Below are 15,577 nucleotides of genomic sequence, written 5' to 3' on the forward strand. Positions count from 1 at the left end.
GCGAAAGGGCACAATCGCCGCATGGCTGTGCTCTCTCCCGCGCCCGGCGTGCCCAAGGCCCACCGGCTGATCTACCGCCCGCCGCTGCTCGGCCGGGACTATTGGATCCTCGACAACGCCCTGCCCGACCCGCTGGCCGTGCGCCAGCGCCTGCTGCAGCGTGAGGACTGGGTGTTAGGCGCGCCGCATCGCCCGGAGGCCTGGCCCGGCATGCGCGCCCAACCGGCGCTGGCGCCAGATGAGTTGGCCCCGCTGGAAGCCTGGGCGCGCCAGCAGACGGGCCAGAAGAAGCTGTTTGCCGTGAGCCTGCCGGGCAAGACTGGCCCGCAGTTCAACCACAACTGCGTGCAGTTGGTGGGCGCAGGCGAGAGCGGCGCCAAGCCGCACACCGACTCGCGCCGCCTGTGCAAATACGCCGCGGTGCTGTACCTGAACCCGGACGTGCCTGACCATTGCGGCACCGCGCTCTACCGCGTTCGCCTGCCGGACGGTTCGCTGGGTGGCAACACCTTGCCCGCCCGTTTCGCCAATCTGGTCGAGGCGCTGGACACCCGCTTCGTGCCGCCCGACCTGTTCGTCGAGGACGTCGCGATTGACCACCGCTTCAACCGGATGCTGGTCTACAAGGCCGACCTGATTCACAGCGCCACCGCCTACTGGGGCAACACGCCGGAGACCAAGCGCATGAGTGTGGTCATGTTCTGGATGGCCTGAGCAAGCGGCTGAACTGGCCCGTCGCGGCGCCGCTTTTTCGCGCTGCAGCATGCAGGCAACTGCTGCCCAATGGGTGCCAAGTCGCTGCCAATCGGTGCAAGTGCTGATCGTGGCACTACCGATGCGCAAACTTTTGCTGCAGTGCACAATTGCAGAATTCGGTCCATGGAGGACGCTGGCGCGCTGCCAAAGCCAGCCGCCGGCTCACCTCGCCGGGCCACCCCAACAGGAGCCCGCATGCTCTACCAGCTCTATGAAACCCAACGCGCGCTGATGGCGCCGTTTGCCGAATTCGCCAGTGCCTCGGCCAAGCTGTACAGCCATCCGCTGTCGCCGTTCACGCACACGCCCATGGCCCAGCGCGTGGCCGCCGGCCTGGACCTGATGCACCGGCTGGCCAAGGACTACGAAAAGCCCACCTTCAACATCCAGACCGTGCGCGTGGACGGCGTGGACGTCGCCGTGCAGGAACAGGTCGCGGTGGAAAAGCCTTTCTGCCGACTGGTGCGCTTCAAGCGCTTCTCGGACGATGCCACCGCGCTGGGCGACATGAAGGCGCAGCCGGTGGTGCTGGTCGTGGCCCCCTTGTCCGGCCACCATGCCACATTGCTGCGCGACACCATCAAGAGCCTGCTGCAGGGCCACAAGGTCTACATCACCGACTGGACCGACGCCCGCATGGTGCCGCTGGAAGCCGGCCCGTTCCACCTGGCCGACTACATCGCCTACATCCAGGAATTCATCCGCCACATCGGCCCCGAGGTCAATGTGATCTCGGTCTGCCAGCCCACGGTGCCGGTGCTGGCTGCCATCTCGCTGATGGCCACGCACAAGGAATTCACGCCACGCACGATGATCATGATGGGCGGCCCGATCGACGCCCGCAAATCGCCCACCGCGGTGAACAACCTGGCGATGAACAAGAGCTTCGAGTGGTTCGAGAACAACGTGATCTACCGCGTGCCGCAGAACTTCCCCGGCGCGGGCCGCGCGGTCTATCCCGGCTTCCTGCAGCACACCGGCTTCGTTGCGATGAACCCGGACCGCCACGTCAGCTCGCACTACGACTACTTCCTGGACCTGGTGCGGGGTGACGACGACAGCGCCGAAACCCATCGCCAGTTCTACGACGAATACAACGCCGTGCTGGACATGCCGGCCGAGTATTACCTGGACACCATCAAGACCGTGTTCCAGGAGTTCGCGCTGGTCCATGGCACCTGGGAAGTCGATGGCACCCAGGTCCGGCCGCAGGACATCCGCAACACCGCGCTGCTGACCATCGAAGGCGAGCTGGACGACATCTCCGGCGCTGGCCAGACGCGCGCCGCGCACCAGTTGTGCACCGGCATCCCGCCGGAGCACCAGCAGCACTACGACGTGGTCGGTGCAGGCCATTACGGCATCTTCTCCGGCCGCCGCTGGCGCGAGAAGGTCTACCCGGAAGTGTGCGAGTTCATCCGCCGCTTCAACCCGGCCGAATCGCTGCCCAGCGCGGTGCCTGTTGCGCCGGAAGCCATCCCGGCAGACGAACCTGCTGCCGCCCCCAAGCCAGCCCGCAAGGTGGCCGCTCGCGCCGCTGCGAAGGTGCCGGCCAAGACCGAAGCCAAGGCTGCGGTCAAGCTGGCCGCCAAGGCGCCGGTGAAAGCCGCTGCCAAGCGCAGCGCGACGCCGCGCAAGAAGTCACAGGCCTGAGGGAGCGAAGCCCGCCAGCGGGATAATCCGAGGGTGACGCTCGCGCCCTTCCCGCCTCCCGCATCCCCTTTGCCCACGCTGGCCGTCCGCATTGACGCGGCGCTGCCGCAGACCCAGTGCACCCGCTGCGGCTATCCGGACTGCCGCAGCTATGCCCAGGCCATCGCCGCGGGCGAGGCCGGCATCAACCAATGCCCGCCCGGCGGCGCGGAAGGCGTGGCCCGCCTCGCGGCATTGACTGGCCTACCCGTCCTGCCGCTGAACCCCGAGCACGGCCACGAAGGCCCGCGTGCGGTGGCCGTCATCGACGAAGCCTGGTGCATCGGCTGCACGTTGTGCATCAAGGCCTGCCCGGTGGACTGCATCAGCGGCGCAGCCAAGCGCATGCACACCGTCATCGAAGCCCAGTGCACCGGCTGCGAGCTGTGCGTGCCGGCCTGCCCGGTGGACTGCATCGCCATGCTGCCGGTCAGCGGCCAGGCCACTGGCTGGGCTGCATGGGAGAGCCAGCTGGCCGACGAGGCCCGCCAGCGCTACGCCTTCCACCAGTTCCGCACCACACGCGACAAGCGCGAGAACGACGAGCGCCTGGCCGCCAAGGCTGCCCACAAGCTGGCCGACCTGGCCGCCGCCAGCCAGCTCACCGACCCGGCCGCACTGGACCGCAAGCGCGCCATCGTCGAAGCCGCGATGGCCCGTGCCCGCGCCCAGCGCCAGCCCGCCCCTCCTGACGACAAGGCCCGATGAACGCCACCCGCCGCAACCCTGTCCCGCCTGCAGCCGCTCCCGAAGCCCTGGCCACGCCCGGCAGCTCGGCCCCAATGACGGACGCCCAGGTCGAACACTTCTTCGCCACGCTGCGCGCCGCCAACCCGCACCCCGAAACCGAACTGCAGTTCACCAATGTGTTCGAGCTGCTGGCCGCCGTGCTGCTGTCGGCCCAAGCGACCGACGTGGGCGTCAACAAGGCCACCCGCAAGCTGTTCGCGCTGGCGCCCACGCCGCAACGCATGCTGGCGCTGGGCCTCGAAGGCCTGGAAGCACAGATCAAGACCATTGGCCTCTACCGCACCAAGGCCAAGCATTTGCTGCAGACCTGCCGCATGCTGGTCGAGCAACATGGCGGCCGGGTGCCGCGCGAGCGCGAGGCGCTGGAGGCCTTGCCCGGCGTGGGCCGCAAGACCGCCAACGTGGTGCTGAACGTGGCCTTCGGCGAGCCGACGATGGCGGTCGACACGCACATCTTCCGTGTGGGCAACCGCACCGGCCTGGCGCTGGGCAAGAACCCGCTGGCGGTCGAGCAGGTGCTGCTGCGCCGCGTGCCGCCGGCCTACCGGGTGGACGCCCACCACTGGCTGATCCTGCACGGCCGCTACGTCTGCCAGGCCCGGCTGCCACGCTGCGCGGCCTGCCAGGTGGCAGTGGACTGCCAGTTCCAGCCCAAGACAGCCACACGCTGAGCGGCTGGGGCCGTTTCCCGGTCTTTTCCGGGCTTTGGACACGAAAGGGAATCTCAACAATCCCCTCATGTTCTCACTGCCTTTGACCGATGAAGCTCGCATGAGCCCCACACGCCTGCTTCAACGCCTGCTGCGCCGCCGCCCCTCGGCGACGGTGCCGCCCAGCCGCATTGAAATCCGGCCGCCCGCGCTGTGGGGCCAGGCCGAGCCGGTCTGGCAGTCGGTGTGGAGCTGGATGCGCCAGTCGCCGGCCACCGGCGGTGCCCGACCCACCGTGCTGGACAAGGCCAGGCAGGACTTCTGCGCCGCGCTGGGCGACCTGCACGGCGAGGCCACGCACGACCTGTCGCGCCGCGCCTGCCATGCCCGCTCGCTGCGCGAGCTGTGGCACCTGCGCGCCGAGCTCTACAACCTGATCGCTTTCCACCTGAACCAGACCGAGGCCGACCGCCGGCTGGCGCAGGTGAACCGCCATTTCCCGGCCCGCGCCGCGGGCACGGCCACGAATGTCCTGCAGTCGACTGATCGCCATGCCCAACGCCACAATTCCTGAGCGCCGCGCACCGGCATTTGCCAACACCTTGCCCGGGTCCTCGCTGCTGAGCGAGCTGGACAGCGTGATGCCCAGCGCCTTCGACGCCGAACTGGCGGCCGCCGGCCTGCCGGCCGAACGCGCTGCCCGCATTGCCGCCCGACGCGCCTTCGTCGAGATGAAACACATCTTCATGCGCGCCGTGGCCACCATGAAGGACCGCAAGGGCGAATGGCTGCGCAACCAGGTGCGGCTGGCCAACGAACCGCTGGACCTGTGGCTGCTGCGCGGCCCGGTGCTGGCCGCCCTGCGCCAGACCGACGGCGAAACCCGCGGCCTGCGCGCCGAGCTCTACCGCGGGCTGGACAGCCTGTTCCCGCACGCCCACGGCCACGGCACATCCGCTGCAGCGGCCATCGGTGGCCCGGTCACGCTGCCGCCGCTGAACCTGCCCGAACCCTGGGCGATCCAGGCCATGGACGCGATGCGCAGCCTGGCCGAGCACCAGAAGGCCGCGCGCCGCTGAAGCTGAAGCCGCCGTTCAACCCTCCAGCCGATACACCTGACACAGCTGGTATGGCTTCCGGCTGCTGAAGTAACGTCCTGAGGCCCCACGGCCCGGGCGGAGGCTGCATCACGGTGCAAAATCGCGGGGTGAACATCATCATCCTCGACGACTACCAGGACGCCGTGCGCAAGCTCAACTGCGCATCGGCACTGAATCATCTGCAGGCCAAGGTCTTCACCAACACCGTCAAGGGCCAAGGCCAGTTGTCGGTGCGCCTGCGCGATGCGGAGGTGCTGGTGGCCATCCGCGAACGCACGCAGTTCAACCGCGCCCTGCTGGAGAAGCTGCCCAAGCTGAGGCTGATCTCGCAGACCGGCCGCGTGGGCCCGCACATCGACGTGGACGCCTGCACCCGGCTGGGCATTGCGGTGGCAGAAGGCGTCGGCTCGCCGCATGCGCCGGCCGAGCTGACCTGGGCGCTGATCATGGCCGCCATGCGCAGGCTGCCGCAGTACATCGGCAACCTCAAGCACGGCGCCTGGCAACAATCCGGCCTGAAGTCGGCCTCGATGCCGCCCAACTTCGGCCTGGGCCTGCAGCTGCGCGGCCGCATCCTTGGCGTGTGGGGCTACGGCAAGATCGGCGCGCTGGTGGCCGGCTACGGCAAGGCCTTTGGCATGGACGTGCGCATCTGGGCCAGCGAAGCCAGCCGCGAGCGTGCCCAGGCCGACGGCTGGGCCACGTTCGACAGCCGAGACGCATTGTTCGAGCAGAGCGATGTGCTCAGCGTGCACCTGCGCCTGTCTGACCGCAACCGCCACGGCGTCACGCATGCCGATCTGGCGAAGATGAAACCGACCTCGCTGTTCGTCAACACCTCGCGCGCCGAGCTGGTCGAAGACGCCGCGCTGGTCTCGGCGCTGAACCGCGGCCGGCCCGGCATGGCCGCGGTGGACGTGTTCGAGTCCGAGCCCATCCTGCAGGGCCATCCGCTGCTGCGGCTGGAAAACGCCGTCTGCACGCCGCACATCGGCTACGTGGAGCAGGACAGCTACGAGCTCTATTTCACCGCCGCGTTCGACAACGTCGTCAACTTCGTCGGCGGCACGCCGTCCAACATCGTCAACCCGGACGCGCTGAAGGTCCTGCGCTGAGAGCGGGCCTGGCACGGCTCAGCGCGTGCCTTCGTCCTTGGTGCCGAAGATCTTGTCGCCCGCGTCGCCCAGGCCGGGAATGATGTAGCCCTGCTCGTTGAGGTGGCTGTCGATGGCGGCCGTCCAGCAGCGCACGTCCGGGTGGGCCGCCTCCAGCGCCTTGATGCCCTCGGGCGCGGCCACCAGCACCAGCGCGCGGATGTCCTTGCAGCCGCGGCGCTTGAGCAGGTCGATGGTGGCGATCATCGAGCCGGCCGTCGCCAGCATCGGGTCGACGATCAGCGCAGTACGCTGGTCCAGCGCACCGACGAACTTCTCGAAATAGTGCACCGGCTGCAGCGTTTCGTGGTCCCGCGCCAGGCCAACCACGCTGATCTTGGCGTTCGGCACCATGTCCAGCACGCCGTCCAGCATGCCCAGGCCGGCCCGCAGGATGGGCACCACCGTGACCTTGCGCCCCGCAATCTGCTCGACCTGCGTCGGGCCGCTCCAGCAGTCGATCATCACGTTTTCGAGCGGGAAGTCGGCCGTGGCCTCGTAGGCCAGCAGGCGCGCCAGCTCGCCGGTGATCTCGCGGAACTTCTTGGTCGAGATGTCGGATTCGCGCAGCAGGCCAACCTTGTGGCGGACCAACGGGTGGGGAACGGCGATGACGGGCATGGTGGCGATGCGACGGCGCAGCAACGAGGGATGCCCGGAGTGTAGTGGCGGCACCCGCGGGTAGTCCCCCACATCAAGCCGGCACAAATTCACGCACCGCCAACGCATGCCGCAGCGCCGCAGGCCGATAAGCAACTCAGGCGGCGAAGTCTGGCCGCACCCGAACCCGCTCGACGCGCCACGCGTCGCCCTGCACTGTTCCTGCCGTGACGCTTGCGCATGTCCGATGCTCTGACCCCCGTACCAGCCGGCCCCGCGCTCGACGCGCCACCGGTCACCCTGATGCTGGTGGACGATGAAGCCTCGGTGCTGAGCGCCCTGCGGCGCCTCTTCCGCACCCAGGGCTACCGCATCCTGCAAGCCACCAGCGGGGCAGACGGCCTGGCACTGCTGCAGCAGGAAACCGTGGACCTGGTGATCTCCGACATGCGCATGCCAGAGATGGACGGCGCCCAGTTCCTGGAGAAGGTGCGCGCCCGCTGCCCCGGCACGGTGCGCATCCTGCTGACCGGCTATGCCGACATCAGCGCCACGATTGCCGCGATCAACTGCGGCGAGATCCACCGCTACATCGCCAAGCCCTGGGAAGACCAGGACCTGCTGCTCGTGGTGCGCGAGGCCCTGACCCGGCGTGACCTGGAACAGCAGAACAACCGCCTGCTGGCCCTCACGCAAAGCCAGAACCAGGCCCTGGCCGAACTCAACCAGGGGCTGGAAAACCGCGTCAAGTCCCGCACCGCCGAGATCGAGCAGATCAATGCGATGCTGAACAAGGCCTATGAAGAACTGAACCAGAACTTCATGGTCGCGGTCACCGTCTTCAGCGGCCTGATGGAAATGCGCCAGGACGGCATTGCCGGCCACTCGCGCCGGGTCGCCTCGCTGGCGCGCCGCACCGCTGCCGCCCTGAAGCTCGACGAGCGTTCCCAGCAGGACATCTACCTCGCAGCGCTGCTGCACGACATCGGCAAGATCGGCTTTCCGGACAAGATGCTGGGCAAACCGGTCTCGACCTACTCGCCAGACGAGATGGCGCGCTACCGCAAGCATCCGCGGGACGGTGAAGCCGCGCTGATGCCGCTGGCCCAGTTGCAGACGGTGGGCCGCATCGTGCGCCAGCACCATGAGCGGCTGGACGGCAACGGTTTTCCTGACGGCCTGGCCGGCGACGAAATCCTGATCGGCGCGCGCATCGTCTCGGCCGCCAGCGACTACGACGGCATGGTGCACGGCGGACTGGCAGAAAAGTGCTTCAGCCCGGAGTCCGCGCTGCGAGCCCTGGCCAACGGCGCCGGCACCCGCTACGACCCTCGCGTGGTGGCAGCGCTGGAGCTGGCACTGCAGACCCCCGATGCATCCGAAAGCAACGACATCGCGGTCGAAGCCCCGGACCTCAAGCCCGGCATGGTGCTGGCGCGCGACCTGCTGTCGCCCAAGGGCTCGCTGCTGCTGGCCGCCGGCTATGTGTTTGACGCCCGGGTCATCCGCCAGGTGCGCGACTTCGTCAGCAGCGAGGGCCTGAAGCTCGCACTGCGCATCCGCAAGGACTCGCTGCCCAGCGCGCGCGCGTTGACCGGCAACAGCGCCAGCGGCGCGGCCCCCCAGGACAAACAACATGCGTGACGATCTGCGCCCGGTCACGCCCCGCGCCCTGCCCTCCAACGGCCTGCACAGCCTGCTGCCGCTGTTGCTGGACGCCGTCACCGTGCCCACCTATGTGCATGCCGGCGGCCCCATCCTGCACGCCAACCCGGCGATGCTGCGGCTGGCCGGCCATGAACTGGACGCGCTGCGCCGCTTTCACCATTCAGCACTCTGCGACGAAGCCGGCCAGCCGGGCCTGCAGGCCTATGGCGAGGCCTGCCTGAGCCCGGCAGGCGATCCGCCGGCCATGGAGCTGCAGTTGATCACTGCCCACGGCGCGACGCGCCAGGTCGAGATCAACGGTCGCCGCGTGATGTTCGACGGCCAGCCTTGCGTGATCGTCACCTGCCAGGACCTCAGCGACATCCAGCACGTGCAGAGCAGCCTGCTGCAAGTCAGCCAGTTGCTGAACCAGATCATCAACGGCGGCCCGGTCGCGACCTTCGTGGTCGACCGGGACCACCGCGTCACCCACTGGAACAAGGCCTGCGAGCGGCTGACCGGCCGCCTGGCGTGGGAGATGCTGGGCCGCACCGAGTACTGGCGCGCCTTCTACAACCATGAACGCCCGCTGCTGGCCGACATGATCGTCGACGGCGTCAAGCTGAACGAACTCAAGAACCACTACCAGGACGCCGTCAAGCCTTCGCAGGAACTGCAGGATGCCTACGAAGGCGAAACCTTTTTCCCTGCGCTCAAGGAAGGCGAAGAAGGCCGCTGGCTGTTCTTCACCGCGGCACCGCTGCGCGATCCGCAGGGCGAGCTGATCGGTGCGATCGAAACGCTGCAGGACGTGACCCAGCGGCGCAAGGCCGAGGAAGAGCTGACGCGCCACCGCAACCAGCTCGAACAGTTGGTGGAGGAGCGCTCGGCCGAGCTCGGTGGCACGGTGCGCCAGCTGGCCGCCTTCATGGAGAACTCGCCCATCGGCATCCTGCACACCATGGACGGCCGGGTGGTGCACAACAACCAGACCCTGGCCGCGATCTTCGGCCTGCCGGGCGGCTCGGCCGTCGGCATGGCCGGGGCCGACTTCTTCCTCAGCGCCGAGGACCACGACGCCCTGACCCAGCTGGCCAAGCCGCGCCTGGCCCAGGGCCTGCCGGTGCAGCACGAAATGTGGCTGCGCCACAGCAGCGGCTCGGCACTGTGGGTGCAGATGATCGCCTACGTGGCCGACATCCAGGACCTCAGCGCCGGCGCCTGGTGGCTGGTGCAGGACCGCACCGAATTCCGCCGCGCACAAGACGAACTGCAAAGCAACTTCGCCCGCATCCAGGAAACCAACCGCAAGCTCGAAGAAGCGCAGAACCAGCTGCTGCAGTCCGACAAGATGGCCTCGATCGGCCAGCTCGCGGCCGGCGTGGCGCACGAGATCAACAACCCGATCGGCTTCGTCGGCTCGAACCTGAACTCGCTCAAGACCTATGTGCAGGACCTGATGCGCTTGATCGACGGCTACCAGCAGGCCGAGTCGCAAGGCTTTGGCACCGAGACTCGCGCGACCCTGGCCGACATCAAGAAAAGCGTGGAGATGGACTACCTGCGCGAGGACCTGCCGCAGTTGCTCAGCGAAAGCGAGGACGGGCTGGCGCGGGTCAAGAAGATCGTGCAGGACCTGAAGGACTTCTCGCGCGTGGACCAGGCCGATTGGCAGGAGGCCGACCTCAACACCGGCCTGGAGTCGACGCTCAACGTGGTCATGCACGAGGTCAAGTACAAGGCCGAGGTGATCAAGCAGCTCACGCCGCTGCCACTGGTGCGCTGCCTGGCCGCACAGCTCAACCAGGTCTTCATGAACCTGATCGTCAATGCCTCGCACGCCATTCAAGACCGCGGCACCATCACGCTGTCCAGCGGCACCCAGGACGACTGGGTCTGGGTCGAGGTGCGCGACAGCGGCTGCGGCATGAACGAAGAGGTGCAGCGGCGCATCTTCGAGCCCTTCTTCACCACCAAGCCGGTGGGCAAGGGCACCGGCCTGGGCCTGTCGCTGTCGTTCTCCATCGTGCAGCGGCATGGCGGCTCGATCCGCCTGCAATCGGCCCCCGGCCAGGGCAGTGCCTTCCGGGTCTGGATCCCGGTGGCCGGCCCCGCTGCCGAAGGCGGCCTGCTGACCCCGCCAGGAAGCTTCTGATGCGCGCACCGCAAACCTCCCTGCCCGCACCGTCGCCACCGGGCCTCGGTCTGTCCGCCGCCAGCGAGCTCGTGCCGCGGCATGCGGTGCAGTTGCTGACCCAGGCCCAGGCCGGGCTGGTGCTGCTTGACGGCGGCAACGTGCGGCTGGCCAATCCCGCGGCGGCGCAAATGTTCGGTTGTGAACCGCAACGGCTCATCGGCCAGCCCTGGCTGCGCTTCATTGCCAAGGCCGACCACCTGCAGGTGCTGGCGCAAAGGCAACGCCGCCTGGAAGGCGAGCCCGGCAAGCCCTACGACGTGCGTTGCGTGCGCCTGGACGGCAGCGAGTTCGACGGCAGGGTGTGCGGCCAGCTGGTCGACATCGACGGCCGGCCGGCCAACCTGCTGACCTTGTTCGACGTCAGCGAGCAGAAGGCGGCGCTGCGGCGAGCCGAATGGCATGCCGAGATGCTGGCCCGCAGCGAGGCCTTGTGCCGCAGCGGCTCGTTCGAGCTGGCATGGCCCAGCGGCCAGGTGATCAGCTCCAGCGGCTTGCGCATGCTGGTCGGCGAGGCCACGCCCGCGGCCGGGCCGGAGTTGATCGACGCCCTGCCCTGGGTGCCCGCCGACGAGCGCAGCCTGGTGGCCACGATCTGGCGCCATGCAGTGCTCGATGAACCGTTCGAATTCCAGCACCGCGTGCTGTGCGCAGACGGCCAGTTGCTGACCGTGCTGCACCGCGGGGTGCTGCACCGGGCCAAGGACGGGCATGTGGGCCAGCGCGGCATCGCCATCCTGCAGGACATCACGCAGCAGCGCCAGGCCGAGCACCGCATCCACGAGCTGGCCAACTTCGACGAAGTCACCGGCCTGCCGAACCGCACAAATTTCCTCGGCCAGATCGATGCCCATGCCCAGGCCGCACTTCGCGAGGAATGCGGCCTCACGCTGCATGTGATCGAGGTCCCGCGCATCGTCGAGCTGAAGGCCAGCATGGGCTTTGGCGCAGGCGACACGCTGGCCATGGCCATCGCCGCACGGCTGCGCCAGTTTTCCGACGAGCGCGAGGCCGTGGCCCACCTGGGCGACAGCGAGTTCGCGCTGCTGCAGCGGCACGAGGGGCCGCATGACGTGGAAGCCGCCCGGGCCCGTGCGCAGGCGCTGCAGACCTGCCTGCAGCAGCCCGTGCTGCTGGGTGCGACCGATGTCTTTCCGCTGTGCCTGATCGGCATTGCCGCCTTTCCGGCCGACGGCGCCAGCGCCGAGGAACTGCTGGAGGCCGCACAGACCGCCAGGCTGGGCGCCGCGGCCACCGGCGGCGTGGCCTTCTTCCGGCCCGAATCGAATGCCCAGGCGGTGCGCGAGCTGCAGTTGGCCGCCGCGCTGCGCCACGCCATCGAGCGCAACGAGCTCACGGTGCTCTACCAGCCGCAGGTCAGCCTGGCCAGCGGCCAGATCATTGGCGCCGAGGCGCTGCTGCGCTGGCACTCGCCGGATTGGGGCCAGGTCCCGCCGACGGAATTCATCCCGGTCGCCGAGCGCGCCGGCCTGATCGGTGCGATCGACGACTGGGTGCTGCGCCAGGCCTGTGCCCAGTCGCTGGCCTGGCAGCGCCAAGGCCTGCCGCTGGTGCGCATCGGCGTCAATTTTTCGCCGCTGCAGTTCCAGCAGGGCGACGTGGCCCAGCAGGTGCAAAAAGCCTTGCTGGACACCGGTGCCGACCCGGCCTGCCTGGGCGTGGAGCTGACCGAAAGCACGCTGATGGACGACCCGGTGCGGGCCGCCGCGATGCTGTGCGAGCTGAAGTCCATCGGCATCGAGATCTCGCTGGACGACTTCGGCACCGGCTACTCCAGCCTCAGCTGCCTGCGCAGCCTGCCCATCGACGTGGTCAAGGTCGACCGCTCGTTTGTCAACGACGTGACCGCCGGCCCGGAAAGCGCCTCGGTCACCCGTTCCATCATCACCATGGCACATGGCCTGCAGATGCGGGTGATTGCCGAAGGCGTCGAAACCGAGGCCCAGCTCAGCCTGCTGCTGGCCAAGGGCTGCGACCAGATCCAGGGCTACTGGTTCAGCCCGCCGGTGCCGGCCGATGAGGTGGCCCGCATGCTGGCCGAGCACCGCTGCCTGCCCGAACACCTGACCACCCGCCGCAGCCGCCCGCGCACCTTGCTGCTGGTGGACGACGAGGAAAACATCGTCTCGGCCCTGAAGCGCCTGTTCCGGCGCGACGGCTACCGCGTCATCACCGCCTGCAGCGCCGCCGAGGGCCTGCAGCGCCTGGCCGAAACCGAGGTCGACGTGATCATTTCCGACCAGCGCATGCCAGGCATGACCGGCGTCGAGTTCCTGCGCCAAGCCAAGGCGTTGTACCCGGACACGGTGCGCATGACGCTCTCGGGCTTCACCGACCTGCAGTCCATCATCGATGCAGTCAACGAAGGCGCGGTCTACAAGTTCCTCACCAAGCCCTGGGACGACGAGCGCCTGCGCGCCCACGTGGTCGAAGCCTTCCGCCGCAAGGAGCTGGCCGACGAGAACCGCCGGCTGGACCTCGAGGTCACCGGTGCCAACCGCGAGATGGCCGAGCTGAATGCCCGCCTGGAGCGCCTGCTCGGCCAGCAGCGCGAACAGGCCGCCCTGCTGCAGACCAGCGCCGGCGGCGCCCATGAATTGCTGGACAGCCTGCCGCAAGCGGTGCTGGGTCTGGACCCGGATGGCTTGCTGGCCTATGTCAACGAGACCGCTCGCCAGTGGCTGCCGGCCGAACAACTGCCGCTGGGCATGGCCCCCGGGCCCTTGCTGGCACCGGCGCTGGCCCTGCCACCGGGCGGCACCGGCACCCTGCTGGTGCATGGCCAGCGCTGCCGGGCCTGGAAGCGCAGCGTCTACACGCCCGACGGCCGCCCGCGCGGCGAAATGCTGGTGCTGATGTGTCCACCGATGCCAGCCCCTTTCACCGCCGAGCCGCTGCTGCAGGCCACCGTTTCCGAGACCGCCCGATGACCGATCCCACCTTGCCCCGCCCCGCCTCGCCGCCTCCCGCGTCCGAACCGCAGGCCGCGGTCGCCCCCGCAGACGCGCGGCAACAGCAGCTGTTCCGCCACACCCTGCGCGAAAGCCGCATCCACCCGCTGGCACCGTTGCTGCGCCGCTACCGCAGCCTGCGCACGCTGGCCGCACCCAACTCCGACGAAGAGACTCGGCATGCTTGACACCTACGGCCTGTCGCAGCTGCCGCACAAGGTCAAGGACCTGCCGGTGCTGCCCCAGGCGGTGCTGGAAGTGCTGCAGGTGCTGCGCAACGACAACCTGTCCGCGGAGCACTGCATCCAGCTGATCGAGAAGGACCCGGCATTGGCCGCGCGCACCCTGCGCCTGGCCAACTCGGCCTTCTACGGCGCCCCGGGCCGCGTGGCGCGCATCGCGGATGCCGTCAGCATGCTGGGCCTGCGCACCGTCTCGGGCGTGCTGGCCGCAGCGGCGCTGACCCAGGCCTTCCCGGCCAGCGCCTGCGCCGGCTTCGACTTCGCCGCCTACTGGCGTCACGGCCTCGCGGTGGCCATGAGCGCCCGCTCGCTGGCATCGCATTGCGGCCTGGACCCGGAGCAGGCCTTCCTGGCCGGCCTGATGCATGACATCGGCCAGCTGGTGCTGGCCGCCCACTTCCCGGCCGCCGGCAACGCGGTGCAGGCGCTGATGACCAGCACGGACGTGCCACGTGTGCGCGCCGAGCAAACCCTGCTCGGGCAGGACCATTGCCAGGTGGGCGCGCTGCTGGCCGTGCACTGGCGCTTTCCGGCGCCCATCGTCGAGGCCATTGCGCAGCACCATGCGCCGCCGCCCGCGGCGGCCTCGGCCCCAGCCGCACTGGACCTGACCGGCCTGGTGCATGCCTGCGACGCGGTGGCGCATGCGCTGGACCTCGCCGGCCTGGCCGAAGAAGCAGTACCGGAGATCGACCTTTCCGTCTGGACCCGGCTGCGGCTGGACGAAGCCCGCGCCATGCGGCTGTTTGCCAGCGTCGAAGGCGGCGTGCGCGACATGTGCGCCGCGCTCTCGCTGTGAGGCCCGGTCCCGTGCGACCGCCAGCAGGCTCTTCGACCCCACCATGAACACGCAAGCCCTCCCACCCACCATGGCTGACGATGAAGCCATGCTCACGCCCGAGAAGGTGCGCGCGCTGCTGCTGGCCAACGAGCAGCTCAGCAAGCTCAACCAGCGGCTGGCGCAGGCGCAGGACAAGCTGATGCAGTCAGAGAAGCTGGCCTCCATTGGCCAGCTGGCGGCCGGCGTGGCCCACGAGATCAACAACCCGGTGGGCTATGTGTTCTCGAACTTCGGCACCCTTGAGCGCTACCTGGCCGACCTGTTCCGCATGCTCGAAGCCTATGAGCGGGCCGAAGCCGGCATCGTCGACCCGGCGCTGGCCACCGAGCTGCGCGCGCTGCGCGAGGAGATCGAGCTGGACTACCTGAAGCAGGACATTCCCAGCCTGATGGCCGAGTCGCGCGAGGGCATCGGCCGGGTGCGCAAGATCGTGCAGGACCTGAAGGACTTCTCCCGCGTGGACAACCGGCAGGAATGGGAATGGTGCGACCTGCACAAGGGCCTGGAGTCGACGCTGAACATCGTCAACAACGAGATCAAGTACAAGGCCGACGTGCACCGCGAATACAGCGTGCTGCCCGAGGTTCAGTGCCTGCCCTCGGAGTTGAACCAGGTCTTCATGAACCTGCTGGTGAACGCCGCGCAGGCCATCCAGCAGGAACGTGGCCTGATCATCATCCGCACCGGCTGCGACGCGCAGCAGGTCTGGGTGCAGATCGAGGACAACGGCGCCGGCATCCCGCACGAGCACCTGGGCCGCATCTTCGACCCCTTCTTCACCACCAAGCCGGTTGGCAAGGGCACCGGGCTGGGCCTGTCGCTGTCCTACGGCATCGTGCAGAAACACGGTGGACGCATCGAGGTGCAGAGCGTGCCCGGCCGCACCTGCTTCCAGCTCAGCATTCCGCTGCAGCAACCCGGCGGCGCCAGCGAACCCGCCGTCACCCCAGCCTGACCCTCATCCGCACCCGCCCCCGGA

The 15,577-nt window shown here is 68.5% G+C and carries 14 protein-coding genes; 13 read left to right on the top strand and 1 reads right to left on the bottom strand.

The genetic code is table 11. The features are described 5' to 3' along the window. The first annotated feature begins 21 nt into the window (after nt 1-21). The 7 genes from AC3WR5_RS29750 to AC3WR5_RS29780 all read left to right on the top strand — a co-directional run bounded on the left by AC3WR5_RS29750 (nt 22) and on the right by AC3WR5_RS29780 (nt 6,063). Entirely contained in the window at nt 22-714 is a 693-nt protein-coding gene (locus tag AC3WR5_RS29750; protein ID WP_492489188.1) for a DUF6445 family protein, read from the top strand. Nucleotides 715-951: 237 nt separating this feature from the next. After that, the gene (locus AC3WR5_RS29755) at nt 952-2,409 is read left to right on the top strand and encodes a polyhydroxyalkanoate depolymerase (protein WP_141284662.1); all 1,458 of its coding nucleotides are present in this window, start codon (nt 952-954) and stop codon (nt 2,407-2,409) included. 33 nt (nt 2,410-2,442) lie between these two features. After that, on the top strand, nt 2,443-3,156 hold the full coding sequence (gene rsxB, locus AC3WR5_RS29760) for an electron transport complex subunit RsxB (RefSeq protein ID WP_492489190.1): 714 nt from the start codon (nt 2,443-2,445) through the stop codon (nt 3,154-3,156). 74 nt (nt 3,157-3,230) lie between these two features. Next, a complete protein-coding gene (gene nth / locus AC3WR5_RS29765; RefSeq protein ID WP_141284708.1) occupies nt 3,231-3,869 on the top strand; it encodes an endonuclease III in 639 nt (212 codons plus the stop codon). Nucleotides 3,870-3,969: 100 nt separating this feature from the next. Beyond that, on the top strand, nt 3,970-4,422 hold the full coding sequence (locus tag AC3WR5_RS29770) for a hypothetical protein (RefSeq protein WP_231012992.1): 453 nt from the start codon (nt 3,970-3,972) through the stop codon (nt 4,420-4,422). Further along, entirely contained in the window at nt 4,400-4,927 is a 528-nt protein-coding gene (locus AC3WR5_RS29775; RefSeq protein ID WP_141288358.1) for a hypothetical protein, read from the top strand. The genes AC3WR5_RS29770 and AC3WR5_RS29775 overlap by 23 nt, the downstream gene beginning before the upstream one ends. A gap of 128 nt (nt 4,928-5,055) precedes the next feature. Then, on the top strand, nt 5,056-6,063 hold the full coding sequence (locus AC3WR5_RS29780) for a D-2-hydroxyacid dehydrogenase family protein (protein WP_141288357.1): 1,008 nt from the start codon (nt 5,056-5,058) through the stop codon (nt 6,061-6,063). 18 nt (nt 6,064-6,081) lie between these two features. Here the strand turns inward: AC3WR5_RS29780 and upp are convergent, their stop codons facing one another. Next, the gene (gene upp / locus AC3WR5_RS29785; RefSeq protein ID WP_141288356.1) at nt 6,082-6,723 is read right to left on the bottom strand and encodes a uracil phosphoribosyltransferase; all 642 of its coding nucleotides are present in this window, start codon (nt 6,721-6,723) and stop codon (nt 6,082-6,084) included. A gap of 219 nt (nt 6,724-6,942) precedes the next feature. Between upp and nosR the strand changes: the two genes are divergently transcribed. The 6 genes from nosR (at nt 6,943) to AC3WR5_RS29815 (ending at nt 15,553) form a co-directional block, all read left to right on the top strand. After that, a complete protein-coding gene (gene nosR, locus AC3WR5_RS29790; protein ID WP_141288355.1) occupies nt 6,943-8,346 on the top strand; it encodes a response regulator c-di-GMP phosphodiesterase, NosR family in 1,404 nt (467 codons plus the stop codon). Continuing rightward, nucleotides 8,339-10,504 carry a PAS domain S-box protein gene (locus AC3WR5_RS29795; RefSeq protein ID WP_492489192.1) on the top strand — a complete coding sequence of 722 codons (2,166 nt, stop codon included), beginning with the start codon at nt 8,339-8,341 and terminating at the stop codon, nt 10,502-10,504. Before nosR ends, AC3WR5_RS29795 begins: the two co-directional genes overlap by 8 nt. Beyond that, nucleotides 10,504-13,494 (top strand): EAL domain-containing protein, encoded by a 2,991-nt coding sequence (locus tag AC3WR5_RS29800; RefSeq protein WP_492489194.1) that lies wholly within the window; start codon nt 10,504-10,506, stop codon nt 13,492-13,494. Before AC3WR5_RS29795 ends, AC3WR5_RS29800 begins: the two co-directional genes overlap by 1 nt. Then, on the top strand, nt 13,491-13,703 hold the full coding sequence (locus AC3WR5_RS29805; protein WP_492489196.1) for a hypothetical protein: 213 nt from the start codon (nt 13,491-13,493) through the stop codon (nt 13,701-13,703). The genes AC3WR5_RS29800 and AC3WR5_RS29805 overlap by 4 nt, the downstream gene beginning before the upstream one ends. Further along, nucleotides 13,696-14,556 carry an HDOD domain-containing protein gene (locus AC3WR5_RS29810; RefSeq protein WP_141290298.1) on the top strand — a complete coding sequence of 287 codons (861 nt, stop codon included), beginning with the start codon at nt 13,696-13,698 and terminating at the stop codon, nt 14,554-14,556. Before AC3WR5_RS29805 ends, AC3WR5_RS29810 begins: the two co-directional genes overlap by 8 nt. A gap of 70 nt (nt 14,557-14,626) precedes the next feature. Continuing rightward, the gene (locus AC3WR5_RS29815; protein ID WP_492489198.1) at nt 14,627-15,553 is read left to right on the top strand and encodes an ATP-binding protein; all 927 of its coding nucleotides are present in this window, start codon (nt 14,627-14,629) and stop codon (nt 15,551-15,553) included. Nucleotides 15,554-15,577: the final 24 nt, after the last annotated feature.

It is taken from the genome of Ideonella sp. FW305-24 (genome assembly GCF_058788035.1).